Raw genomic sequence first — 22,397 nt, forward strand, 5'->3', positions numbered from 1 at the left:
GATCGTACCGGCAAACAGTCCTAAACGCCTCAGGACCAGCAACGGAGGCGCTCGTGGACCAAATTTTATCACTGGCAGCCAACAACCTGTTGTCTCCGATCATTTTGTCGTTTGTTCTGGGCGTCGCTGCCTCTTTGGCCCGCTCTGACCTCAGCGTGCCAGAGGCCGCCGCCAAGGCCCTGTCGATCTATCTGCTGTTCGCCATCGGCTTTAAGGGTGGGGTCAGCGTTGCGGCACACGGGGTGGATGCAAAGCTTGGCCTGACCCTGCTGGTGGGAATCATCCTTTCCGCGGGCCTGCCACTGATTGCTTTTGGTTTGCTGCAGGTCATGACCGGGCTCAGCCGTCTGGATGCTGCTGCGGTCGCGGCGCATTACGGGTCGATTTCTATTGTGACCTTTGTGGCCGCCACCTCGGTGCTGCAAAGCAGTGGCATCGCGTACGAGGGGTATATGGTGGCGGTTGCTGCGGCCATGGAAGCCCCGGCGATCCTTTCGGCGCTTTGGCTGATTTCGCGCGGCGGAGATGGACGCCGCATGGACAAGGATCTGTGGCGCGAAATCATGCTGAACGGGTCCATCGTACTGCTGGTCGGCGCGTTCTTTATCGGCTGGATCACCGGTGAGGATGGTCTGAGCGAAATCTCAAGCTTTATTGTCGCGCCGTTCAAAGGGGTGTTGTGCCTCTTTTTGCTGGATATGGGCCTTGTTGCGGGGCGTGGTTTGCGCAGCCGCAGCGGCGTTCTCACATCCGGTGTGTTGGCGTTCGGCCTGCTGATGCCTGTGGTCGGCAGCAGCCTTGGGGCGGTCTTTGGCCTGTTGCTCGGGCTGTCTACGGGGGGGGTCGCGCTGTTGATGGTACTGTCTGCGTCGGCATCCTACATCGCTGTGCCAGCGGCCATGCGCGTGGCCTTGCCAGAGGCTGACCCCTCCATCTACCTGACGCTTTCTCTGGGCGTCACATTTCCCTTTAACCTGACGCTGGGCATCCCGTTATATGTGGCCGTTGCCTCTGCGCTGACAGGAGTCTGAGCCCGTGAAAACACATCAAGCCAAACGCGTCGAAATCACGATAGAAGCGATCATGCAGTCGCGCCTCACGGATGCGCTGAGTGCTGCGAAGGTCACAGGCTACACGGTTTTGCCTGTTCTGGGTGGGTCCGGGCGGTCTGGTGAGTGGGTGCGTTCCGGCGAGATCGGTCGCGCCAGTGGCATGGTGCAAGTTGTGTGCATCATTCGACCGGAGCGTCTGGATGGGCTGTTGGAAGCTGCTTTTGCCGTGGTGGACAAGCATATCGGCGTCGTTTCGATAATGGATTGCGACGTCGTGCGCGCAGAGCGTTTTTAACCCTTTGTAAACTATGTTTAAGCAAATCTGCCCGCTATGACGAAGCACGCCATTACCCTCCAGCTTTCTGATGATCTCTTCAAAGCCGTCCACGACCTTGCCACGGAGCAACAGGGGACGGTTGCCGAGGTCGTCGAACACCTTGTGACCGAACATCTGGGGAGCCCGAAAAGCCCGGCCCGCAAACTGCCACGCGCGGGTGATAAGCTCATATTTGCCCTGCAAAAGCTGCTTTTTCGCGACATGGCTGAGGCCCGCGACTGGGCTGATCTGGATGATCGGATGCGCAAGCACGGGTACTATATGAAGATCACGTTGGGTGGGTTGGCCTTGCATACCGAAACCAGCGGCAAGCGGGTCTGCCATACGCATGACCTTGGTTTTTCCTATGGAACTTTCGTGCGCCGATTCGGACCCGGCAAACCCAAGGACCCGCGTGAGCTATAAAGACGTGGCACGCGTGATCGGGATATCGCGGTGATTCCGAATATTATCCTGAGCAGTGCTTGCTTATTGGGCATGTTCCTGTTGTGCTGTTTTCAAAGTTCGGGATTTTTATCAGGCGAGGTATGACCTTGGTTTGGGACGCTGTGATCAGCTACAGGCAGGCGCTTGCGCTGTGGTTCCCGCTGCTGTGTGTTCACATGTTCGTGCGGTTGATTATCGCGGCGGTCTTGGTCCCGTTGATTGCGGCACTGCTTGCGATCACATTGTCCTTTTCCGACCAATCCGCCCTCACGGATCAGGATATCGCCCGGTTTTTATTGACGCCGGTAGGGGCAATCGGAGCTGTCGTGATTGCGTCACTGGTCATCGTTGCTGCGACCATTGATATCGCCGTCATGACCGCCGTCTTGCGATCTGATCAGCGGGGTGCTGGCAGGGCATTGGCGGCTGCTTTCGGGTTCCTGACCAGATCACTGCCGCGACTGGCTGTATTTGCCGGCCACCTTCTGATGCGCGTTTTGATAATATCTCTGCCGTTTCTGCTGGTCGGTGGCGCTATTGCGCTGTTTCTGCTGCGCGACTTTGACATCAATTACTATCTGGCCAACCGCCCCCCTGCGTTTATGACCGCCATCGCCTGCGGTGGTGTGATTGCCGTAGCACTGGGTCTTTTACTATTGGAGCGGTTATCCGCATGGGCGGTTGCGCTGCATATGAGCGTGTTTGATCTTGTGTCGGCAAAAAAAGCCTTTCGAAACAGCCGTGAAAAGATGCGTGGCCATCGGTTTGATCTCCTGAAACGAATTATGTCCTGGCTTGTGCTTCGGGCTGGGGTGGCTTTTGTCCTGATTGGGTTCACCGGGTTTCTGCTCGCTGAAATTCCTCCGTTTTTTAGTGGAAACCTTGCCCTGTTCTTTACCGTCACAGCGGTTCTGATCGGCGTATGGGTGTTTGTGAACTCCGCTTTGAACGCGATTGCCAATGGGGCCTTGGCCGATATCCTGAACGAGGAGTTTGAGCGCTGCCTTGAGGCGCGCGCGGCCAAAGATGATGCCAGAGCCGAAGCCTTTTCACCCCGCCTCGCCCTGTTGCCTGCGTTGGCTGTGCTGCTCGCGGTGGGCAGTCTGTTTGTCGGGGGTACGGCGTTCAATCAGGTCGGCGGTGTTGAGCAAGTGGATGTGATCGGGCACCGGGGTGCCGCGGCGAGCCGTCCGGAAAACACGATGGCGGCCGTGATCAAGGCGATTGAGGACGGGGCCGACTGGGTCGAAATCGATGTGCAGGAGACTGCCGACGGTGAGGTTCTGGTAGTCCACGACAGTGATTTCATGAAAGCGGCAGGTGTTAATCGCAAGGTCTGGGATGTGACCATGGAAGATGTCGCGCAGATTGACATCGGCACGTGGTTCGATCCGGTCTATGCGGATGAACGGCCCCCCTTGTTGCGCGATGTGCTTGAGGTGGTCAAAGACCGCTCCAAGCTGATTATTGAGCTGAAGTACTATGGCCATGACGTCGATCTGGAAAACCGCGTGATCGCCTTGGTCGAAGCGGCTGGTATGCAGGATCAGATTGCGACGATGTCACTGAAATACCCGGCGGTGCAGAAAATGCGGGCATTGCGCCCGGATTGGCGCAGCGGTGTTCTGGCAGCGACCGCTGTGGGTGATCTGTCTGGCCTCGACGGTGATTTTCTGGCCGTGAGCGCGGGGCGCGTGTCAGCGCGTTTGCTGGCGCAGGCGCAAAGCGTGGGCAAAGACGTATACGCATGGACGGTCAATGACGCGGTATCGATGTCGCGGATGATCTCGCTCGGTGTGGACGGGTTGATCACAGACAAACCCAAACTCGCGCGCGAGGTCATCGCCTATCACAAAACACTCAGCACCCCGGAACGTCTGATGCTGCGCCTTGGCGACACGATCGGATTTGCCTTTGACCTGACCCCCGAAACTGGGGACGAAATATGAGAGCTGCCGTTTTCATCTTAGGGCTCGTGGTGCCTCAGGTTGGACTGGCGCAAGAGGATAACGCAATGGCCAAGGTACAGCGCGGGCTTGAGATGCCATCCCACCGCGCCCTGCAATCGGTGATCTCTGACTCCGAGTTGTCTGTTTTTGAAACGGATGGATGCAGCGGCGGCATGTCATGGAGCTGGCGCGTGGTGGCCGATCTCTTTCCTGACTTTGAAGCAGCGCAAGGCGCGCACCCCCCTTGGGAGCAATGCTGCGTCATTCACGACCGCGCCTACCACAACGCGGCCGGGGCCAAGTCCGCAGACCAGAGTTTCGAGGCGCGTCTATCGGCAGATCAGGCGTTGCAGACCTGTGTCGTCGAACAGGGTGAGGCGCAGGTCAAAGACCTCGCCCTGCGCTATGATGTCGGCGAAGACAACATCCGGCTCGCCTATGACATGATTGCCACATCTATGTTCAACGCCGTCCGTTTTGGGGGCGGGCCATGTTCCGGCCTGCCTTGGCGTTGGGGGTTCGGATATCCGGGGTGCATTCCGGGGCTTTGATCCGGCGCGCAGGTTCGAAGCTGGCGAAAAAAACCGCCGGTTTGATCCGACGGTTTTTCCAAGTGCCTTGGGTAAATCAGCCCTTTTTCAGGACCCGGTTGCCCAGTAGTTCAGCGATCTGCACCGCGTTGAGTGCCGCGCCCTTGCGCAGGTTGTCGGACACGCACCACAGGTTCAGACCATTATCAATCGTGGAATCCTGACGGATACGGCTGATGAACGTCGCGAAATCGCCAACGCATTCGACGGGCGTCACATAGCCGCCGTCCTCGCGTTTATCGATCACCATGACGCCCGGTGCTTCGCGCAGGATTTCGCGGGCCTCGTCTTCGTCGAGGTGGTCTTCGAACTCGATATTGATCGCTTCGGAGTGGCCGACGAATACGGGCACGCGCACGCAGGTTGCAGTGACCTTGATCTTGGTGTCGATGATCTTCTTGGTTTCAACGACCATTTTCCACTCTTCTTTGGTGGTGCCGTCTTCCATGAATACATCAATATGCGGGATCACGTTGAATGCGATCTGCTTGGTGAATTTCTTCGGTGGCTTGTCATCGGTCGGATTGTAGATGGATTTGGTCTGGTCCCAAAGCTCATCCGCCCCTTCCTTGCCCGCACCTGAAACCGACTGATAGGTCGAGACAACAACGCGTTTGATGGTCGCGCGGTCATGAAGTGGCTTGAGGGCCACCACCATCTGCGCGGTCGAACAGTTCGGGTTGGCGATGATGTTCTTCTTGGCATATCCTAGAATCGCATCGGCGTTCACTTCGGGCACGATCAACGGCACATCCGCGTCATAGCGGTACAGTGACGAGTTATCGATCACCACGCATCCGGCTTTTGCCGCTTTGGGTGCATATTTCTTGGTCGCCTCGGACCCAACGGCGAACAATGCCATGTCCCAGCCCGTGAAATCAAACGTATCAAGGTCCTTCGTCTTGAGCGTTCTTTCGCCAAAGCTGACGTCTGTACCCAGTGATTTGCGTGACGCAAGCACAGCAATTTCGTCCACCGGAAAGTGGCGTTCAGCAAGAATGTTCAGCATTTCGCGGCCCACATTGCCTGTGGCACCCGCAACAACGACGCGGTAACCCATCTAAATACTCCAATGTGTTTGATGTGATGGTGGGCGCGTCTTATACCGCTCAGCCCCCTGTGGAAAGGGCCGTCGTGCCTGCCCGTGCTGCGGCATAGAGTGCGCAGGTCGTTTTGTGATACGTGGAACATGGGGCAAAGAGGTGCAAGTCTATGGTTTCTCACCATCAGGGGGATAATTTTTACGATGGCTTGCCGCGTGAAACGAGCTTTGATCACCTGACGGACCTTGGTCGATACACGCCCTTGCCGGATGATTGGCAGATTGGCGTCGCTGATATCGTGAATTCCACCGGAGAAGTCGCCGCCGGGCGATATAAGACGGTCAATATGGTGGGGGCGGCAGTCATATCAGCGGTAATGAACGCGCTGGATGGGCAGCCGTTTCCATTCGTCTTTGGTGGCGACGGAGCCGGATTTGCAATTGGCCCGGATGAGGCTGCGGCGGCACAACAGGCATTGGCGGCGGTCGCGGTTTGGGCGCGCGCAGAATTTGACATTGGCATGCGGGTGGCATTGGTGCCGGTGGCCGACGCGCGCACTGCGGGTCACGATGTGCAAGTCGCCCGGTTTCAGGCCTCACCGGGGGCGGATTATGCGATGTTTGCCGGTGGCGGGCTGCTCTGGGCGGAGACGGAAATGAAAAGGCAGCGCTACGTCGTTGCCCCCGCCGCTGCCGGGACGATACCGGATTTGACCGGCCTGTCGTGCCGTTGGGCCCATATGAAAGCGCGCAACGGCAAAATCTTGTCACTGGTGGTCGCCGCAATGCCAGAAGCGGACGCCGCAGATGTGGCGGAGGTCTATAAGCAGGTCATTGATGTGGCGGAGCAGTTGGACCGGGGCGGTCATCCGGCCCCTCAGGTCGGCATGGTCTCACGTTGGCCACCGGCGGGTGCCACGCTTGAAGCTCATGCCGCGCGCGGGTTCGGATTGCTGGGTGCCGCGCGGCGCAAGGCGCTGTTCGAAGCACTGGTCGCTTGGGTCCTGATCCGTACCGGGCTGAAAATTGGCGGGTTTGATGCGCGACGCTATGCGCGGGTTGTTGCGGATAACGCTGATTTCAGAAAGCTGGATGACGGGTTAAAGATGACGCTGGATTGCGATGCAAAAACCCAGACGCGCCTGCAAGCGGTCCTTACCGCTGCGGCTGATCGGGGCATCGTTCGCTTTGGGATGGCCACACAGGACGAGGCCATGATGACCTGTATCGTTCCGTCGATCCTTACCGACGACCATCTGCATTTCATTGATGGGGCAGCGGGGGGATATACGCAGGCGGCCGCGCAGATGAAGACGCGTTAACCTTGTTTCCACTTGGCAGCGATTGATTTCCCGGTGTTCAAAAGCATCGCGATATCCATGGCAACAGCAACAAACCGGGCACCGGCATCCAAGGACGCCTTGATCATACCGTCGTCCGTGGTCAGAATACCTGCGGCCTTGCCGCTGTCGCTGATCCGCTTGATGGTTTTCAGGATTGTCGCCTGCATGTCCGGGTGCATGGTCTGCCCAAGGTATCCGAGGCTTGCAGACAGATCTGCCGGGCCAATGAACACACCGTCAACGCCATCGACCGCAAGAATAGCGTCGAGGTTATCAAGGCCGGTTTTATTCTCAACCTGCACCAGCAGGCACGTCTGCGCATCCGCGGTCGGGCCATAGTTTTCGATCTGGCCAAAGCCTGATGCACGCCCCACCGCGTAGCCCACGCCACGCCTGCCCTCCGGCGGGTATCGGCAGGCGCGCACGAGTTCCTGCGCCTGCTCCGCGGTTTCCACCATGGGCACGAGGATCGTCTGGGCCCCAAGGTCGAGCATTTGCTTGATGATCCACGTCTCGCCCACCGGCACGCGGATGATAGGGTGGCTGTCACTGCTTTTCAGCGCGATCATCTGGTCGCGGATCGAACGCACATCATTGGGCGAATGCTCGCCATCAATCAGCAACCAGTCAAACCCCGCATTGCCCAATATCTCTGCGGTGTAGCCCTCGGCCATGCTCATCCAGCAGCCAAAAAGCGTCTCCCCTTCGGACAGGGATATTTTGAACGTGTTCAGTGGCGCGGACATATCAGGCTTCCTTTTTGGGGTATTTGCGGGGTCTGTTCTGGACGTTCACGCGCTGAAACACCAGTGCAGCGCGCGGTTTCAGATAACTTTGATCACGTCCTTGTCGATGGCGAGCATATAGCCACGCCGCGCGATGTTCTTGACCAACAGCTCTGATACGATCTGGTTGCCAAGCGTGTCGCGCAAGCGTTTGATCCGTGTGGCGCCTGCGGCCTCTTCGCAATCGATCGCCTTGCGCCCTGAAATCATGCCTTCGATCTCTGAACCGGACAGAACATCGTCATCCATGCGCGCCTCAGCAAGGACCGACATCGTCTCCATCGCGGCGTCGGTCAGTTTGAAGCCCAGATTGTTGAGGTAGACCGTGTTTTCCTCGCGGCTGATCAGCAGCGAATTCACCTGTATGCCGACCCGTTCGATCTGCGCCATACGCCGGTTGAAACCGACCAGCATCACCAGAAAGACCAGTGCCGCGATCAGCATGGCCGTGGCAAAGACCAAAAGCACGAATATCACCACGCGGTAACTCATCAGGGTTTCAGAAAAGGCGGTGCCGGATTGTGCGAGAATCTCAAGCAGTTTGATTTCCGCCTGCGTGGTCAGATCGTCGTTCTCCACAAATAGCTTTTCGACCCGCGCATTAAACGCATTCGCATCCGGCAAGGCCCAGAACAGCATCGCGACCCCGACCGCAAGAATGGCGAGAATTCCCGCAATGCCATACCCAACGATCCGCCCACCCGAGCGGCGCATGTCAGTAGCGGAGGTAGTTTGGTCCTGCACTGTCTTTCCTTTCCGCCAGCCCGCTTTGGTCAAAGACCGATATCACGTTCAGCAGCGTCCACCCCTTTGGCGCAAGTCGGGCAGTCAGTTCCGCGCGGGCCGCCTTTTTGGAACATTCAGAAACCTCCGCAACCCCGTAATGCAGTCGCAGCGGATCGTCCTGTTTCGCCTTGTAATCGGCATAGCACCCGGCGGCCATGCCGGGCTGCGCCATGCATAAGGCGACAAGTGCGGCGCTGATAATGACAGAATATCTCATGTGAAGAACCTGCGCAGGATCACCGCGATATTCAATAACAAAAGGGGTCTGAGCCATGTGATATCGGATAACCATCCCACGATATTGTCTGTCGGCACGGGTCCGTCCCAGTTTGTGTCCAGAACGGCAGCACCCAAAGGCTGCCCCATGCACATCAGATAAGGACCTGCCCCATGACACGTAGATTTATTGCCACAGTGGTAAGCGCAGCGATCGCAGTTGCGGTGATCGGAAACACACCCGCGCGCGCAAATGAAGACCTGGCCCGCACGTTGGCTGCCATTGTTGGTATCGCGGTTGTCGGGGCGGTCATCCAGAACCAGCTGGATGATGACAAAAAGGACAAGCGAGCGAAACGCGCGCCGCATAACCGGTCCTCGGTGATCCATTCCAATGCGCGCTATAAAGACCATGTGATCAAACGCGCGACACCGGGCCGCTCGCCACGTCGCGTAAACCGCTGGCTGTTGCCCGGCGATTGTTTGCGCAGTTTTAACACCGGCAACGGGCGCTACCGTGTCTTTGGGAAAACCTGTCTTGAGCGGAACTATGGCGCGACACGCCAGTTACCGCAGGCCTGCAAAGTAAAGTTTCGCACGAATAGTAAAAACCGCGTGGGCTATGGCGCCCGCTGTCTGCGCCGCGCGGGTTACCAATTGGCCCGCGATTAAAGCGGGTCAGTCCAAGGCCGTATCGGTCCCTTCAAAGCGGCCTTGCACCTGAGGGAGGGCGTTCGGGCGTCTTCCCTCCTTTTTAACGAGTTCTGCGCCTCCGGTTACCGGGGGCGTTTTTTCGTTCTCAGCGCAGTAAATACCCCGCAAGCGGCAGCCGGGGCCTTGTGCCGGATGGCGAGACATTGGAAGAAAGCCCATGGAACCGAATTTTGAGATGGAAGAGGCCGCAATGGCGCTGGGCGCGCTGCGCGTGGCAGGCGTTGATGAAGTCGGGCGCGGCCCGCTCGCCGGACCTGTGACAGCGGCGGCGGTGGTGCTTGATCCGGCCAACATTCCTGACGGGTTGAACGATTCCAAACAGTTGAGCGCAAAACGGCGCAACCTGCTGGGCGAAGCGCTGGCCAGTAGCGCAGACATCAGTATTGGCCACGCCAGTGTTGAAGAGATCGAGCAACACAATATCCTGCGCGCCAGTCACATGGCGATGTTGCGCGCGCTTGCCGGCCTCAGGCTGCGACCGGATTATGTGCTCATCGATGGCTCCATGGTGCCGCAGGGGCTAAATCTGCGCGCACAACCTGTGGTCAAGGGCGACACCAGATGTCTGTCGATTTCCGCAGCCTCAATCATCGCCAAAATAGCCCGCGACAAGATCATGGTGGATTTAGCGCAACAGCATCCGGGCTATGGCTGGGAGAAGAACATGGGATATGGATCGAAAAGCCACATATCTGCGTTGCGAAATCTTGGGGTAACCCCACACCATAGACGTACCTTCAAACCGGTACACCATATGTTGTATCAAGATAAAATCGTAAAGCCTTGATTCAATAAAGAATTTGACCGCGAATCGACTTTGACTCATCTTACTCCCAACGAACGAGTGCAAAATGCACCGGGACCAGAGGCAGAATGATGATGACAAAGACCAAAAGTGCTGCGGCGCTTCCTTTGAACACGATTATTGATGGCGACTGTATCGAGGTGATGAACAGTCTGCCGGAGGCGTCCGTCGATCTGATTTTTGCGGATCCGCCTTACAACCTGCAACTCAAGGGCGATCTGCACCGGCCTGACAACAGCCGCGTGGATGCGGTGGATGATGAATGGGATCAGTTCGCCAGCTTTAAGGTCTACGATGATTTCACCAAGGCGTGGCTGAAGGCTGCGCGCCGTATCCTTAAACCTGATGGGGCAATCTGGGTCATCGGCAGCTACCACAACATCTTTCGCGTGGGGGCCGAACTGCAAAACCAAGGCTATTGGATTCTGAACGACGTGGTCTGGCGCAAATCCAACCCGATGCCTAATTTTCGCGGCAAGCGGTTCACTAATGCCCATGAAACGATGATCTGGGCGGGTCGTGACGAGAGCAGTAAATACACATTTAATTATGAGGCGCTCAAGGCGCTGAACGAGGGCATTCAGATGCGCTCTGACTGGGTGCTGCCGATCTGCACGGGTCATGAGCGTTTGAAGGACGAGAATGGCGACAAGGCCCATCCGACACAGAAACCGGAGAGCCTGCTGCATAGGGTACTGGTGGGGGCCACGAACCCCGGCGACGTCATTCTCGATCCTTTCTTTGGCACCGGAACGACCGGGGCAGTGGCCAAGATGCTGGGCCGTGATTTCATCGGCATCGAACGCGAAGCGGCCTATCGCAAGGTCGCCGAAAAACGCATCGCCAAGGTGCGCAAGTTTGACCGTGAAGCCTTGCAGGTCAGCGTGTCCAAACGTGCCGAGCCGCGCGTGCCGTTCGGGCAGCTGGTCGAGCGTGGCATGCTGCGCCCGGGCGAAGCGCTTTATTCGCCTCGTGGTCAAGTTGCTAAGGTGCGGGCCGACGGCACATTGATTGGGAATGACGTCAAAGGATCGATCCATCAGGTCGGTGCGCATCTCGAAGGCGCACCCAGCTGCAACGGTTGGACCTATTGGACGTTCAAACAGGATGGCAAAAAAGTTCCAATCGACGTTCTGCGCCAGCAAATCCGCTCAGAAATGACAAACTAGACATTCAAACATTTGAACACCGCCGGTGCCTGTGGCCTTTTTGAACAAGGCTGCCTGTGAGGGGCACTCACCTTAACCCCGCCTTTATTGGCGGGGTTTTTTTGTCTTTGCGTCTATAAAACGTTCTGGCGTTATAACCGCGACATGGTGAAAGGGGTCGGTGGCATAGGAATTTTTCGCTGGCACCGGATCACCTTGCGAGGTCAAAGGCCTTGCGCATGACCGTCGGCAGATCGGTGGGTTTGAATTCTGCAGCGTCGCGAAATTCCCCCGTTTCGGGTTTCGTGTCGATGGCCACCTGCGCGCGAAACACATGCAGGATCAGGTGGAAGTGTGTGAACGTGTGACGCACTTCGCCGTCGATCAACTGCCACTCGGCCGCGCAAGGCGGCGGGGCCTCGGGCAGGGGATGGCCGACATCGATCCAGTCTGATCCGGGCCAGCCCAGCATCCCCCCAAGCAAACCTTTGTCGGGCCGCGTCTCCAAAAGCCACGCGCCATCCGCCCGCCGAGCCAGAAAGACCGTGCCATGACGGGTTGGCTTGGCTTTTTTCGGCGTCTTTTTCGGCAGACCGGCGGCGGTCCCCTCTGCGCGCGCGGTGCAAGGGTCACGCCACGGGCAGATGCCGCAGGCGGGTGACTTCGGGGTGCAGATCGTCGCGCCCAGATCCATGACCGCCTGCGCGTAATCACCGGGGCGATCTGCGGGCGTCAGCGCGTCCGCCTTTTCCATCAGGATCGGTTTGGACGCGGGCAAGGGGACGTGAATGTCATGCAAGCGCGCCATCACGCGTTCGACGTTCCCATCAAGCACCGTATGCCTGAGATCGAAAGCAATCGAGGCAATCGCCGCAGCCGTGTAGGGTCCGATGCCGGGCAGTTTCAGTAATTCGGCATGATCGGCTGGAAATGCGCCGCCATAGTCCTGATCGACTGTGCGTGCGCATTTCAGCAGGTTTCGCGCGCGTGCATAATACCCAAGACCTGCCCATTCCGCCATCACATCAGCGTCTTTGGCTGCCGCCAGATCACGCACCGTCGGCCAGCGGGCGGTGAATTTTTCAAAGTAGCTTTTGACCGTGGCGACCGTGGTTTGTTGCAGCATCACCTCGGACAGCCAAATCCTGTAGGGGTCCGGCATTTGCCCAGCCCGGCGGTTCTGCGGTGGCACGCGCCACGGCATATTGCGCGCATGCACGTCGTACCACGCAAGGATCGCATCGCTCAGAACCAGTGGGTCATTTGCATTGTCACGCAATGTTTATATCCTTTGGGGCGCAGTAAGGCTGGTTGCGCAGCACTTCCGACGCTATGCTAGATCGACGTTTCAAGGAACATAGCGATGCCGCCTCGCCGCGCCAGTACAAAAGGATTTACCCGGACTTCGAGCCTGCTGACGCAGCGTATTCGCACGGCGTCTGAAACACGTGGCTTTGCACAAAGCCGTTTGCTGACCCATTGGAAAGAAGTAGCAGGCGACGCAATTGCCAGAATTTCCCGCCCGGTTGAGGTCAGCTATGGACGTGGCGGGCTAGGGGCGACGCTGACGTTACTGACCACCGGGGCCAACGCGCCCATGCTGGAGATGGAAAAGGAAAAGCTGCGCGCGCGGGTGAATGCGGTTTACGGCTACAATGCTATCGCGCGTGTGCGTGTGACACAAACCGCAGCGACTGGATTTGCCGAAGGACAGGTGGATTTCATACTTGGTGATGCCAAGCCAAAGACCGCCCCAATCGACCCTGCGCTGCGCCAAAAAGCGGCTGACACCGTTCAGCCTGTCGCGGACGAAGGGCTCAGAAGTGCGCTGGCGCTTTTGGGCGAGAACATTCTGAACAAGACAAACCGATGAAAAGGGAAACGCTATGTCGCGTATGATGATTATTTCGGCTGCAGTCGCAGTCATCGGCCTTGGGGCCTATTTTGTTACGTCGCCGGGCACAAACCCGGTGACGCCTGCGAACCCTCTGGGGGCTGCAAACGCGCAAGAGGCGGCTGATATCGATACCTCCACGATTGTTGATATGTCGCTTGGGAACCCTGACGCGCCTGTGACCGTGATTGAATATGCAAGCTACACCTGCCCGCATTGCGCCCGGTTCCATGAGGGGCCGTTCAAGCAACTCAAGACCGATTACATCGACACGGGCAAGATCAACTTTGTTTACCGCGAGGTGTATTTTGACCGCTACGGGCTGTGGGCGTCGATGATCGCGCGCTGTGCCGGCACGCCAGAATCGTTTTTCGGGATGAGCGATCTGATTTATCAAAATCAGTCTGAATGGTCCCGCGCGGGTGAACCGGCAGCGATCGTTGACGAACTGCGCAAGGTCGGCCTGCTGGCTGGTCTGGATCGCGACACGATGGAAGCCTGCCTGCAAAATGGTGACAAGGCGCAGACACTCGTCGCTTGGTACCAGGAAAATGCAACAGCCGACGGCATTGAAAGCACCCCAAGTTTCCTGATCAACGGCCAGAAATACAGCAACATGTCCTATGCGGAAATGGCCGAAGCGATCGACGCCGCAGCGGAGTGATCCGGGCGCGCAAGGAATACGTCACACAGGGTATCTAATCAGGCTGGCGGTCTAGCTGGCCTGATCAAGGTCTCGTATTCAAGGGTTCAAAACGGGTTTCAGCAGGTCTGCCAACGCGTTTTCCTGACCCTCAAAACTCAGACGAACGGGCAGCGTAATCACTTTGGTGCGGAAACTGTTCGGCAGGCGTGCGGCGTCTTTTTCGGTGGTTACAAGCTGCGCGTTATGCCTTTTGGCATCTGCTTCGAGGCGTGTCATCAGGGCCGTGCTCAGCGGCTGATGATCATCCAGCGGTTCACTGTGCACAACGTTTGCGCCCAAAGAGCGCAAGGTCGCAAAGAACTTTTCCGGGTGCGCGATACCGGCAAAAGCAATCGCGCGCATGTCGGACCAGTCCATACCCGTTTGCAGCGGGGTCAATGCGCCCCGGATGTGCACCAAATCGCGGGGCAGGATGCTGGTGTCAAATCGTGCTTGTGCATCCGCCGTGCCAATAGACAGCAAAGCATCAGCACGTTGCAGACCGACGTCCACCGGTTCGCGCAAGGGGCCCGCAGGCAGACACCGCCCGTTGCCAAATCCCTTTTCAGCATCAACAACAATCAGGTTGAAATCCTTGTGGACGGACGGGTTTTGAAACCCATCATCCAGCACAATCACGCTCGCGCCTGCTTTTACGGCGGCTGTGCAGCCTGCGGCACGATCGCGCGCAACCCACACTTCGGCAAAGGCCGCCAGCAGCAAAGGCTCATCCCCGACCTGCTCTGCACTGTGTTGAGACGGATCTACCTGAACTGGCCCCTTAAGAGAGCCCCCATACCCGCGCGTGACAACATGCGGCGTTTCAAACATATCCATGAGCGTCGTCAGCACCGCAATGACCGTGGGCGTTTTACCGGTCCCGCCGGCGTTCAGATTGCCAACGCAAATGACAGGTACATCCAATTTCAGAGGTTTGCCGTTTGCAAGACGACGGGCTGTTGCAATGCCGTAGACTGCCCCAAGCGGCTGTAAGAGCCGTGCAAAGACCGACGGCGCATGCGGAGGCGTGTACCAGAAGTCAGGGGCGCGCATGTGTCGTCTCCAGTTCGCCGTCCAATGCCGCTTGGACCAGATCAATGACGCGGTCGGTCAAGTCCGCCCCCTCGCTGACCACATCCCAGCCTGCATGCGCCATTGCTGCCGCCTGATCAGGTGCGATCAACTGCGTGACCGCGGCCCCAAGGGTCTCGCCATCCTTGACGATCCGTGCCGCGCCCGCTTTGGCCAGTCGTGAATAGAATGGCATGAAGCGACGCACATTGGGTCCATATAAAACCGCTGAACCCAGCGCTGCGGCTTCAAAAGGATTGCGCCCACTATAGCCCGCAACGAGTGAGCTGCCCATGAAGGTCACAGGTGCAAGGCGATAAAAAAGACCAAGGTCGCCATGATCTTCGGTCAGTAAAACCTGGCTTGCATCATCGGGCTCCTCTCCGAGGGTCCAGTCTGCTTTTCGCAGACCATCCGCCACGATTTTCTCGGCAAATACCTCAGAAAGACCACCATGGGCGGGATGCAGTACCAGTAGCAAACGATGGGACAGCCTGAGCGACTGCCGATGCGCCTGCAGGATAATTGGCAGTTCTTCTTCCTGAACATTGTTTGCCAGCCACACGGGCCGCCCCCGCAGGGTTTCGGTTAAATCAGTCAGATCCGCCTCGCGGCAAGCCAGCGCATTCCCGCCCGCCTGCAGAGGTGGCTTTTTGTCGATCCGCGCGGTTTCAACACCCAGAGCCTGCAATTTCTGCACAGCGGCGTTTGAGCGGACCATAATGGCGACAAAGGGTTCGAGCAATTGGCGCGAAAGCTCCGGAAGCCACCGGTCACGCTTGCCGTCGAACCCGGCCTCATCGGCATCAATCAGCGCGATTGGGCACCCGGCCGCATGTACCTTGTCCACCAGATTGGGCCGCAGATCACCCCACGCCCAGATCGCAACCTCCGGCATCCAATACCGCCAAAAGGACGTGATTGCATGGGGGTGCTCGCTTGGGATCTGTTCAATCTGGATCAGATCATGGGGCACCCAGCTGTGCAGGGTTTGCTCATAGGATGCAGGGTCGGGCAGCGTGATAAGAACATGAACCCCAAAGCGGGTGTTGCACAAGCGCTGTGCGAGATCCTGAACCGCCAGCATATTTTCCGGCTCACCTGCGTGTATCCATACCAAGGTGCCACGCGGGCGTTTTCCACGTGGCTTATAAGCCCGCTCGGTGGAGCGTTTGGACAACGCGCGATAGGCCGTCAGCCCGATGGAACGGGCCATAGTGAATTACTCCAGTTCTTCCGTGGAGGAGGCGGCGGTTTCCTCGTCACGCAACCGGTGGATATGCGCGATGAAATACCGCATATGCGCATTGTCCACCGTGCGTTGCGCCTCGGCTTTCCAGGCGTCGAAAGCGCCAGCATAATTTGCGTAAATTCCGACGATGTGGATGTCGTCGACATTTTTGAACGTATTCTTACTGGGATCAACCAGTTCACCGCCAAAAACAAGATGTAGCCTTTGTGCCATGCAAGCAGTCCTCAAAACGAAACGCGGGTGCATTCAGGGTTGCTGATATGCCCGTCGCGGTCAAGCGGTGCCCCCGCTTTACTGCGCGAGTGCTTGCATCAGGCTATAGTGCAACGGTTTGCCCGACGCCACCATGCCATTGAGCCTTGGGTCACGATTGTTGAAAAGCAGTGGCTTGCCGGACTGGTCCGTGGACGTCCCTTGTGCCTCTTCGACGATCAGGGAACCTGCGGCGACATCCCATTCCCACGTTGGTCGGAAGGTCAGCATGGCATCGAAACGACCCTGTCCGACCAGCGCCAGACGATAGGCCAGAGATGGACGGTGTGATCTGTTGAATCCCGGCACGCCGTTGGGCCAGTGATCCGCTGCGATCATCGGTTTGGCAGCTAATACTTCTGCGTTTTCAATATCGTTTGCGGTGGAAACCGAAATAGGCAAACCATTCAGCATGGCCCCTTTGCCCCGCGCCGCCGTATAGAGCAATCCGCGCAGCGGCAGATAGACGGCGCCTGCGGTAATGCGGCCTTTGTGGGATATGGCAACCGAATGCGCCCAGGTGCTTGAGCCATCCACGAAACTGCGGGTGCCGTCTATCGGATCGATGATGAACACCGTATCGCGCGACAGGCGCTCGCCTGTGTCTTCGCTCTCCTCAGAGAGCCATCCGTAGTCTGGCCGTGCCAGCCGCAAGACGGTTTCAAGATAGGTGTTAACAGCCAGATCGGCTTCGGTCACGGGGCCAGCACCGCCGGGTTTGTCCCAGCTTTGTGCACTCTGGCCGCTGAAACTGGTCGCAACGCGGCCGGCCATGACGATTGCGTCTGTGATCAGATCAAGGTCAGACGCCTGCAAGTGTCATCCCCGGCACCAGAAGCGAGGGCACGACCCGGCTCAGATGTGCGCGTGCATCGTTTGCGGGGACTATGTTCAACAGCATATCCCGCAGGTTTCCCGCAATCGTGCATTCGTTGACGGCATATGTCATCTCACCGTTTTCGATCCAGATGCCTGCGGCTCCACGGGAATAATCCCCAGTGTTGGAATTGATCGTCGAGCCGATCATCGAGGTGACCAGCAGGCCCGTGCCCATGTCGGCAATCAGGTCTGCGCGGCTTTGATCCCCTTGGGTGAGTGTGACATTCCACGTTGTGGGGCTTGGCCCCGAAGAGGCACTGCGCGCGGCGTTCCCTGTCGAGGAAATGCCCAGTTTGCGCGCCGTTGCAAGGTCCATGGTCCAGCCGGTCAGCACACCATCTGCCACGATGTCACGCGCCTTGGTTGGCAATCCTTCGGCATCAAAGGGGCGGGAGCCAGAGGTGCGGGGCCTGTGGGGCAACTCATGCAAGCTGATGCCTGATGGCAGAACCTGCTCGCCTTTCGCGTCGCGCAGCCAGGACGCACCCCGCGCCACGGAGGATCCATTCGCCGCCATCAACAAGTGACCAATCAGCGTTGAGGAAACACGTTCGTCGAACAGAACCGGATAGCTGCCGGTCGGGGGCTTGCGCGCGCCTGCGCGTTCAACAGTGCGCGCAGCGGCGCGGGTGCCGATGTCCTCAGGGCTGCGCAGGTCCGATTGAAAAATCCGGCTGTCGCCATCGTAATCCCGCTCCATCTCGGTGCCGGTGCCGCAGATGGCGACGCAGGACAGGCCGCGGTCGGTGCGCGCATAGCCCCCCCGAAATCCGTTGGTGGCCGCAAAATGCACCTCGCGCGATGAATACCCGGCGGAGGCGGATTGCACCTGACTGACTTGCGGGTTGCCAAGGGCTGCGGCCTCGGCGCGGGCTGCGTCCTCTTGCAGCGCGGCAGGCGATGGTTCCGGTGTGGGGTCATATAATTCCAAGGCGGCGATGTCGTAGCCTTGGGTGATCTGATCGGCGTCGGCAAGTCCGGCGCAGGGGTCTTCGGGGGCTTCTTTTGCCATGGCAACGGCCCGCTCGGCCATATCTTCAAGCGTATCCGAACGTGTGTCGGAGGCCGAGACAATCGCGCTGCGCTGGCCGAGAAAGACGCGCAGACCAATGTCGATGCCTTCCGAACGTTCAGCCTGTTCCAACGCGCCGTGGCGCACTTCGATGCCAAGGGACGTGCCCCGCACGGCCATCGCATCGGCATCATCAGCCCCCGCGCGCCGGGCAGCCTGCAAGAGTTGTTCGTTCAGATCGCTGAGGGCCTGCGTCATCATATGCTCCGTTAGAGGTGGGTTTGAGGTAGCGGCCTCGCTCCCCCTCTGCAAGGGCTGCGCTCAAAAACCGCGTCTGCGTGGTTACTGGATGCGCTGCCCGTTTGCCATCACATGGCCCTGATCGTTGATTTCGATCTTTGAGTTGAGCGTATCCGGCGCGTTTCCGGGCACCGCAAGCAAGCCCATCATCATACGTGCACCCATGGCCTGTTCCTCGGGCAACAAGCCGCCCGCCACCAGTTTGTCGATCAACCCATTTGCACCCGTCAGGGTCAGATCAACCGCCCCCTCAGGCTTGGGTGCACCCTCCGCGCTATTGTCGAACTCAAACGCGCCGTTGCCGACCAATTCCGCGCCAGCGACTGTGATCTGCATACGGTTGATGTCGAGCTTGTCGATTTCAGCCGGTGCCGCGCCGGGGTCGATCTCAGCGGCCACTGACGGGTCGAGGAAGTTGAACATCAAACGCGCCTTCCCGGCCAGGTCAAGCGCGATGGTCGCAGGGTCACGGGGCAGTTGCCCGCCGGGATCAAAAAGCCCCCAGAGCATGTCGGACATGGTGAAGCCATCAAGCGTAAAGCCCAGTGCAAAATCGTCCGGTGCCTCGGATTTGCGAATGGGCATCGCGATGTTCATCGCTGTCTGGGCCACGTTGAAATTGATCGGCAGCGGGAACTGAGGCGAGGTCATTTCCACCTGCATGTCGTCTTGTGCCGCATCATAGGTAAGCCCGTCCTGACCCAGTGTCACGCCGATGCGACCTGACTGACTGATCACCGATGCATCCGATGGCCCAGTCGGCGACGTGACATTCAGAGTCAGCGCGTTTGCGGCGTAGTTAAACGTCCCACCGGCCGTGAATCCTGCAGCAAGCATCGCCTCGACGTTGTTTGTATCAACGGCACGCAGGGGCAGGGTGCTTTGCCCATCAAATGTCAAGGACTGCATCTGCCCTGACATGTCGCTGCTACCGCCAGAGGCGGCATCGCTCGCTTTGAGCGCGTAGCGCGCCGCGCCAATTTCCATATCCTGCGTGTATCGCCGATGGGCATCCAGCACCATATCTGTCGTACCTGAGATATCATCCAAAGTGATCACAAACGCATTGCTCTGCGCGGGCAAAACCTGCCCATTCACTTCAAAACCGGTTGATTCCAGTGAAACCGTCTGCGCTGAATAGTCATACTGCAGGTCATTCGGGGTGCCTGACGCCACGATGCTCAGGCCGGTTTGTCGGTAGTCCGCAGAAACGCGGGTGATGCTGCCGGTGTCGTTCGGGGTCGCCATCTCAAATGGCATCACTGTGGGCAGGGCAACCGTCACCGTGCCATCGGCACGTTCCGTAAGCACGACCCGATCCATTGAAATGCTGCCGCCGCCAAGGCTTGCATCACCGCTTGTGATCGCCACACCGGTGACGGTCAACACATCGCCCGCGCGCGTTTCCTGCCCGGTCACGGAATACCCAAGACCGCTGATATAGGTTTTCCAATCACTCCAGACGTCATCTGCTGAAAGCTCCGCAAAGGCGGCGGGTGCGATCAGAACAAGGGCAGTGCTCGCCATAAAACGGCGCATGATACGGGGCATAAAGCGATCCTTTTTACACGGTTAAGCGCGCATGGTCTGCCAACGTCCTGCGATGGTCAAGAGCCGATGGGCTGGACGCTTAACAGTTGGGGGTTTACCACAGCAATAACAACCTGAGTGGAGGTGCGGTAACATGAATATGACAGGAAAAACGGTGATGATCACGGGGGCGAGTCGCGGGATTGGCGCCGAAGCGGCCCGCGTTTTCGCGCAAGCGGGGGCCAATGTCGCCCTTTTGGCCCGCAGTCAGCAACAGATTGCGGATCTGGCTGGCGAAATTGGGGAGCGGGCAGTTGCCATCCCCTGCAATGTCGCGCGCTACAGTGACATGGCCAAGGCCGTTGCCGCGACACAAGAAATGTTCGGCAGTCTCGATGTTCTGATCAACAATGCGGGGGCGATCGAACCGATTTCCCATCTGGCGGAGGCTGAGCCGGATGCCTGGGCTGACGTCATTGATGTGAACCTGAAGGGTGTTTTCTACGGTATGCATGCCGCTTTGCAGGTTATGAAGCCCGCAGGCGGCGGGACCATCATCACCATCAGTTCGGGTGCCGCGCATGGGCCGGTCGAAGCCTGGAGCCATTACTGCACCTCGAAAGCCGGGGCGCATATGCTGACCCGTTGTCTCGATCATGAGGAATCGCAGCACGGTATCCGGGCCATGGGCCTGTCGCCCGGCACTGTCGCCACGCAAATGCAGCGTGAGATCAAATCGAGCGGCATAAACCCGGTCAGCCAACTGGAGTGGGAGGTTCATATCCCCGCCGACTGGCCCGCCCGCGCCCTGTTGTGGATGTGCAGCGCCGAGGCGGATGAATGGTGTGGGCGCGAAATATCGCTGCGCGACGAGGGCATCCGCCGGAAGGTCGGTTTGACATGATTGATGTTGATCGCACGGGCGACATCTGGACCATCACGCTGAACCGCCCTGAAAAAGCGAATTCCCTGACTGAGCAGATGTTGGTCGATCTCAGGGACACGATGCGCGCCGCACAGACAGCGCGCGCCGTGATCCTGTCGGGCAGAGGTAAAGTCTTTAGCGCGGGGGCTGATCTGGAAGCTGCGCGCGCCGGTCTGGCCACATCGCCGCTGTGGGAAGAACTATCGCAGGCTGTTGCAAGTCTGCCGGGGTTATCGGTGGCTGCGCTGAACGGAACGCTGGCCGGTGGCGCCTTTGGTATGGCGCTGGCCTGTGATCTGCGTATCGCCGTGCCAAGTGCGAAATTCTTCTACCCGGTCATGAAACTGGGGTTTTTACCGCAACCGAGCGATCCGGGTCGGCTGGCTGCCCTGATCGGGCCGTCGCGGGCCAAGCTGATCCTGATGGGCGGTCAAAAGATCGCAGCGGATGAGGCGCTGGCATTCGGATTGATCGACCGGATCGTTGCACCGGATGATCTGATGGCGGTCGCGCAAACGCTGGTCGCGGATACTGTCGCAGCGAACAGTTCAATCGCGACGGGCATCAAGAAAATGTGCCGCTAACCCATGGATAATCCCGCGTTATCCGGGGTGAAAAAGGCTCCCGACCGAGAACGCGAGCAATGCCGCGACGCCGCCTATCAACAGCGTCTCAAGCCCTGATTTCCACCATTTTGACAAAGACCACCTGCTTTTTCCGGTGCCAATCAGAAAGAACGTCAACAAAGTCGCATAAATTGAAATCGAAAAAGCCGCATCAAGGTTCAGCAGGAAAGGGATCAGGGGAATACTGCCGGCCACGAGAAAGGCCGCGAATGTTGCCAGCGCTGCTTTCATCGGTTCCGGTTCAACACGCGACAGCCCGTATTCATCCGTCAGCATCAGGCCAATCCAATTCGTCTTGCTTTGGGAAATAGCCGTCGTGGCCTCTTCAAGCACGGTGCCGGACAGGCCGCGCAATTGCAGGATCTGACGCAATTCTTCCAATTCACCTTCGGGGTGTTGTTCGATGTGGCGCTCTTCGACCTGAACAATGCGTTTTCGGTCATCAAGTTCCGCCTTGGTGCCTGAATAGTTGCTGGCCGCCATTGAAAAGCCGTCAGCGATGATGTTCGCCACACCCAGAGCCACGATAATGTGGTGCGACAGCCCTGCCCCTGCGACCCCGGCGACGATGGCGAAGGTCGTGACCGCCCCATCAATGCCGCCGTAGATCATATCCTTGAGGTGCCCCGCGCGCTGACCTATCGAAAGGCGCTGGGCTATTTCTGTCGGGCTGTGTCCGTGTTCCTGTGTCATGCCTTCAATCTACACGATTGAAACGCGCCGTAATTGAGCAAGATCAAGGGACTGGCGGCCAAATGCCTCTTTTTGCGCAACGGAT

The 22,397-nt window shown here is 58.4% G+C and carries 26 protein-coding genes; 13 read left to right on the plus strand and 13 right to left on the minus strand.

What is annotated here, in order from left to right; genetic code table 11:
• Window positions 1-53: 53 nt before the first annotated feature.
• The 5 genes from K5Q35_RS07085 to K5Q35_RS07105 all read left to right on the plus strand — a co-directional run bounded on the left by K5Q35_RS07085 (window position 54) and on the right by K5Q35_RS07105 (window position 4,315).
• Complete coding sequence (locus tag K5Q35_RS07085) at window positions 54-1,031, plus strand: sodium-dependent bicarbonate transport family permease (RefSeq protein WP_220799019.1); 978 nt, start codon at window positions 54-56, stop codon at window positions 1,029-1,031.
• 4 nt (window positions 1,032-1,035) lie between these two features.
• On the plus strand, window positions 1,036-1,347 hold the full coding sequence (locus K5Q35_RS07090) for a P-II family nitrogen regulator (RefSeq protein ID WP_013964051.1): 312 nt from the start codon (window positions 1,036-1,038) through the stop codon (window positions 1,345-1,347).
• Window positions 1,348-1,383: 36 nt separating this feature from the next.
• Complete coding sequence (locus K5Q35_RS07095; RefSeq protein WP_013964052.1) at window positions 1,384-1,794, plus strand: hypothetical protein; 411 nt, start codon at window positions 1,384-1,386, stop codon at window positions 1,792-1,794.
• A 122-nt stretch (window positions 1,795-1,916) separates the two neighbouring features.
• Window positions 1,917-3,764, plus strand: coding sequence for a glycerophosphodiester phosphodiesterase family protein (locus K5Q35_RS07100; RefSeq protein ID WP_220799020.1), 1,848 nt, complete (start codon window positions 1,917-1,919; stop codon window positions 3,762-3,764).
• On the plus strand, window positions 3,761-4,315 hold the full coding sequence (locus tag K5Q35_RS07105; RefSeq protein ID WP_220799021.1) for a hypothetical protein: 555 nt from the start codon (window positions 3,761-3,763) through the stop codon (window positions 4,313-4,315). The genes K5Q35_RS07100 and K5Q35_RS07105 overlap by 4 nt, the downstream gene beginning before the upstream one ends.
• A gap of 76 nt (window positions 4,316-4,391) precedes the next feature.
• Here the strand turns inward: K5Q35_RS07105 and K5Q35_RS07110 are convergent, their stop codons facing one another.
• Window positions 4,392-5,414 carry an aspartate-semialdehyde dehydrogenase gene (locus tag K5Q35_RS07110; RefSeq protein WP_013964055.1) on the minus strand — a complete coding sequence of 341 codons (1,023 nt, stop codon included), beginning with the start codon at window positions 5,412-5,414 and terminating at the stop codon, window positions 4,392-4,394.
• A 152-nt stretch (window positions 5,415-5,566) separates the two neighbouring features.
• On the opposite strand from K5Q35_RS07110, the gene K5Q35_RS07115 reads away from it, so the two are divergent.
• Entirely contained in the window at window positions 5,567-6,718 is a 1,152-nt protein-coding gene (locus K5Q35_RS07115; RefSeq protein WP_220799022.1) for a DUF3095 domain-containing protein, read from the plus strand.
• Here K5Q35_RS07115 and K5Q35_RS07120 read toward each other — a convergent pair.
• The 4 genes from K5Q35_RS07120 to K5Q35_RS07135 form a co-directional block, all read right to left on the minus strand.
• A complete protein-coding gene (locus tag K5Q35_RS07120) occupies window positions 6,715-7,485 on the minus strand; it encodes an HpcH/HpaI aldolase/citrate lyase family protein (RefSeq protein ID WP_220799023.1) in 771 nt (256 codons plus the stop codon). The genes K5Q35_RS07115 and K5Q35_RS07120 overlap by 4 nt on opposite strands.
• Before the next feature lie 78 nt (window positions 7,486-7,563).
• A complete protein-coding gene (locus K5Q35_RS07125) occupies window positions 7,564-8,238 on the minus strand; it encodes a hypothetical protein (protein WP_220799141.1) in 675 nt (224 codons plus the stop codon).
• Window position 8,239: 1 nt separating this feature from the next.
• A complete protein-coding gene (locus K5Q35_RS07130; protein WP_013964059.1) occupies window positions 8,240-8,527 on the minus strand; it encodes a hypothetical protein in 288 nt (95 codons plus the stop codon).
• Window positions 8,524-8,676, minus strand: coding sequence for a hypothetical protein (locus K5Q35_RS07135; RefSeq protein WP_158308174.1), 153 nt, complete (start codon window positions 8,674-8,676; stop codon window positions 8,524-8,526). Before K5Q35_RS07135 ends, K5Q35_RS07130 begins: the two co-directional genes overlap by 4 nt.
• Before the next feature lie 24 nt (window positions 8,677-8,700).
• On the opposite strand from K5Q35_RS07135, the gene K5Q35_RS07140 reads away from it, so the two are divergent.
• The 3 genes from K5Q35_RS07140 (at window position 8,701) to K5Q35_RS07150 (ending at window position 11,214) form a co-directional block, all read left to right on the plus strand.
• The gene (locus K5Q35_RS07140; RefSeq protein WP_220799024.1) at window positions 8,701-9,198 is read left to right on the plus strand and encodes a hypothetical protein; all 498 of its coding nucleotides are present in this window, start codon (window positions 8,701-8,703) and stop codon (window positions 9,196-9,198) included.
• Between the two features lie 199 nt (window positions 9,199-9,397).
• A complete protein-coding gene (locus tag K5Q35_RS07145; RefSeq protein ID WP_220799025.1) occupies window positions 9,398-10,027 on the plus strand; it encodes a ribonuclease HII in 630 nt (209 codons plus the stop codon).
• Between the two features lie 89 nt (window positions 10,028-10,116).
• A complete protein-coding gene (locus K5Q35_RS07150) occupies window positions 10,117-11,214 on the plus strand; it encodes a site-specific DNA-methyltransferase (protein ID WP_220799142.1) in 1,098 nt (365 codons plus the stop codon).
• Between the two features lie 190 nt (window positions 11,215-11,404).
• On the opposite strand, the gene mutY is transcribed toward K5Q35_RS07150, so the two are convergent.
• A complete protein-coding gene (mutY, locus tag K5Q35_RS07155) occupies window positions 11,405-12,472 on the minus strand; it encodes an A/G-specific adenine glycosylase (RefSeq protein ID WP_220799026.1) in 1,068 nt (355 codons plus the stop codon).
• Window positions 12,473-12,556: 84 nt separating this feature from the next.
• Here mutY and K5Q35_RS07160 point away from each other — a divergent pair, with 84 nt between their 5' ends.
• Together K5Q35_RS07160 and K5Q35_RS07165 are read left to right on the plus strand one after the other, a co-directional pair.
• Window positions 12,557-13,066, plus strand: coding sequence for a DUF721 domain-containing protein (locus K5Q35_RS07160; protein ID WP_220799027.1), 510 nt, complete (start codon window positions 12,557-12,559; stop codon window positions 13,064-13,066).
• A 13-nt stretch (window positions 13,067-13,079) separates the two neighbouring features.
• The gene (locus K5Q35_RS07165; RefSeq protein WP_220799028.1) at window positions 13,080-13,751 is read left to right on the plus strand and encodes a DsbA family protein; all 672 of its coding nucleotides are present in this window, start codon (window positions 13,080-13,082) and stop codon (window positions 13,749-13,751) included.
• Between the two features lie 78 nt (window positions 13,752-13,829).
• On the opposite strand, the gene lpxK is transcribed toward K5Q35_RS07165, so the two are convergent.
• From lpxK to K5Q35_RS07195, 6 genes are all read right to left on the minus strand, one after another.
• A complete protein-coding gene (gene lpxK, locus K5Q35_RS07170; RefSeq protein WP_220799029.1) occupies window positions 13,830-14,825 on the minus strand; it encodes a tetraacyldisaccharide 4'-kinase in 996 nt (331 codons plus the stop codon).
• Window positions 14,812-16,059 carry a 3-deoxy-D-manno-octulosonic acid transferase gene (locus tag K5Q35_RS07175; RefSeq protein ID WP_220799030.1) on the minus strand — a complete coding sequence of 416 codons (1,248 nt, stop codon included), beginning with the start codon at window positions 16,057-16,059 and terminating at the stop codon, window positions 14,812-14,814. Before K5Q35_RS07175 ends, lpxK begins: the two co-directional genes overlap by 14 nt.
• A gap of 6 nt (window positions 16,060-16,065) precedes the next feature.
• Window positions 16,066-16,308 carry a DUF4170 domain-containing protein gene (locus K5Q35_RS07180; RefSeq protein WP_013964068.1) on the minus strand — a complete coding sequence of 81 codons (243 nt, stop codon included), beginning with the start codon at window positions 16,306-16,308 and terminating at the stop codon, window positions 16,066-16,068.
• A 78-nt stretch (window positions 16,309-16,386) separates the two neighbouring features.
• The gene (locus K5Q35_RS07185) at window positions 16,387-17,163 is read right to left on the minus strand and encodes a 3'(2'),5'-bisphosphate nucleotidase CysQ (protein WP_044025473.1); all 777 of its coding nucleotides are present in this window, start codon (window positions 17,161-17,163) and stop codon (window positions 16,387-16,389) included.
• The gene (locus K5Q35_RS07190) at window positions 17,150-18,496 is read right to left on the minus strand and encodes a TldD/PmbA family protein (RefSeq protein WP_220799031.1); all 1,347 of its coding nucleotides are present in this window, start codon (window positions 18,494-18,496) and stop codon (window positions 17,150-17,152) included. Before K5Q35_RS07190 ends, K5Q35_RS07185 begins: the two co-directional genes overlap by 14 nt.
• Window positions 18,497-18,580: 84 nt before the next feature.
• Window positions 18,581-20,089 (minus strand): DUF2125 domain-containing protein, encoded by a 1,509-nt coding sequence (locus K5Q35_RS07195; RefSeq protein WP_220799032.1) that lies wholly within the window; start codon window positions 20,087-20,089, stop codon window positions 18,581-18,583.
• A gap of 133 nt (window positions 20,090-20,222) precedes the next feature.
• Between K5Q35_RS07195 and K5Q35_RS07200 the strand changes: the two genes are divergently transcribed.
• Both K5Q35_RS07200 and K5Q35_RS07205 read left to right on the plus strand, forming a co-directional pair.
• The gene (locus K5Q35_RS07200; RefSeq protein ID WP_220799033.1) at window positions 20,223-20,972 is read left to right on the plus strand and encodes an SDR family oxidoreductase; all 750 of its coding nucleotides are present in this window, start codon (window positions 20,223-20,225) and stop codon (window positions 20,970-20,972) included.
• Window positions 20,969-21,577 (plus strand): enoyl-CoA hydratase/isomerase family protein, encoded by a 609-nt coding sequence (locus K5Q35_RS07205; protein WP_220799034.1) that lies wholly within the window; start codon window positions 20,969-20,971, stop codon window positions 21,575-21,577. The genes K5Q35_RS07200 and K5Q35_RS07205 overlap by 4 nt, the downstream gene beginning before the upstream one ends.
• 18 nt (window positions 21,578-21,595) lie before the next feature.
• Here the strand turns inward: K5Q35_RS07205 and K5Q35_RS07210 are convergent, their stop codons facing one another.
• The gene (locus K5Q35_RS07210) at window positions 21,596-22,312 is read right to left on the minus strand and encodes a VIT1/CCC1 transporter family protein (RefSeq protein WP_220799035.1); all 717 of its coding nucleotides are present in this window, start codon (window positions 22,310-22,312) and stop codon (window positions 21,596-21,598) included.
• Window positions 22,313-22,397: the final 85 nt, after the last annotated feature.

The sequence above is a fragment of the Roseobacter sp. OBYS 0001 genome, from assembly GCF_019654895.1.
Taxonomy (GTDB): domain Bacteria; phylum Pseudomonadota; class Alphaproteobacteria; order Rhodobacterales; family Rhodobacteraceae; genus Roseobacter; species Roseobacter litoralis.

Excerpts from the sequence above, each read along its gene's own strand:
- K5Q35_RS07175 (WP_220799030.1), bottom strand. The coding sequence starts at position 16,059 with ATGGCCCGTTCCATCGGGCTGACGGCCTATCGCGCGTTGTCCAAACGC.
- K5Q35_RS07110 (WP_013964055.1), bottom strand. The coding sequence starts at position 5,414 with ATGGGTTACCGCGTCGTTGTTGCGGGTGCCACAGGCAATGTGGGCCGC.
- K5Q35_RS07140 (WP_220799024.1), top strand. The coding sequence starts at position 8,701 with ATGACACGTAGATTTATTGCCACAGTGGTAAGCGCAGCGATCGCAGTT.
- K5Q35_RS07150 (WP_220799142.1), top strand. The coding sequence starts at position 10,117 with ATGATGACAAAGACCAAAAGTGCTGCGGCGCTTCCTTTGAACACGATT.
- K5Q35_RS07195 (WP_220799032.1), bottom strand. The coding sequence starts at position 20,089 with ATGCCCCGTATCATGCGCCGTTTTATGGCGAGCACTGCCCTTGTTCTG.
- K5Q35_RS07210 (WP_220799035.1), bottom strand. The coding sequence starts at position 22,312 with ATGACACAGGAACACGGACACAGCCCGACAGAAATAGCCCAGCGCCTT.
- K5Q35_RS07165 (WP_220799028.1), top strand. The coding sequence starts at position 13,080 with ATGTCGCGTATGATGATTATTTCGGCTGCAGTCGCAGTCATCGGCCTT.
- K5Q35_RS07200 (WP_220799033.1), top strand. The coding sequence starts at position 20,223 with ATGAATATGACAGGAAAAACGGTGATGATCACGGGGGCGAGTCGCGGG.
- K5Q35_RS07160 (WP_220799027.1), top strand. The coding sequence starts at position 12,557 with ATGCCGCCTCGCCGCGCCAGTACAAAAGGATTTACCCGGACTTCGAGC.
- K5Q35_RS07180 (WP_013964068.1), bottom strand. The coding sequence starts at position 16,308 with ATGGCACAAAGGCTACATCTTGTTTTTGGCGGTGAACTGGTTGATCCC.
- K5Q35_RS07115 (WP_220799022.1), top strand. The coding sequence starts at position 5,567 with ATGGTTTCTCACCATCAGGGGGATAATTTTTACGATGGCTTGCCGCGT.
- K5Q35_RS07100 (WP_220799020.1), top strand. The coding sequence starts at position 1,917 with ATGACCTTGGTTTGGGACGCTGTGATCAGCTACAGGCAGGCGCTTGCG.
- K5Q35_RS07205 (WP_220799034.1), top strand. The coding sequence starts at position 20,969 with ATGATTGATGTTGATCGCACGGGCGACATCTGGACCATCACGCTGAAC.
- K5Q35_RS07125 (WP_220799141.1), bottom strand. The coding sequence starts at position 8,238 with ATGCGCCGCTCGGGTGGGCGGATCGTTGGGTATGGCATTGCGGGAATT.
- lpxK (WP_220799029.1), bottom strand. The coding sequence starts at position 14,825 with ATGCGCGCCCCTGACTTCTGGTACACGCCTCCGCATGCGCCGTCGGTC.
- K5Q35_RS07190 (WP_220799031.1), bottom strand. The coding sequence starts at position 18,496 with ATGACGCAGGCCCTCAGCGATCTGAACGAACAACTCTTGCAGGCTGCC.
- K5Q35_RS07135 (WP_158308174.1), bottom strand. The coding sequence starts at position 8,676 with ATGGGGCAGCCTTTGGGTGCTGCCGTTCTGGACACAAACTGGGACGGA.
- K5Q35_RS07095 (WP_013964052.1), top strand. The coding sequence starts at position 1,384 with ATGACGAAGCACGCCATTACCCTCCAGCTTTCTGATGATCTCTTCAAA.
- K5Q35_RS07120 (WP_220799023.1), bottom strand. The coding sequence starts at position 7,485 with ATGTCCGCGCCACTGAACACGTTCAAAATATCCCTGTCCGAAGGGGAG.
- K5Q35_RS07145 (WP_220799025.1), top strand. The coding sequence starts at position 9,398 with ATGGAACCGAATTTTGAGATGGAAGAGGCCGCAATGGCGCTGGGCGCG.
- K5Q35_RS07130 (WP_013964059.1), bottom strand. The coding sequence starts at position 8,527 with ATGAGATATTCTGTCATTATCAGCGCCGCACTTGTCGCCTTATGCATG.
- K5Q35_RS07105 (WP_220799021.1), top strand. The coding sequence starts at position 3,761 with ATGAGAGCTGCCGTTTTCATCTTAGGGCTCGTGGTGCCTCAGGTTGGA.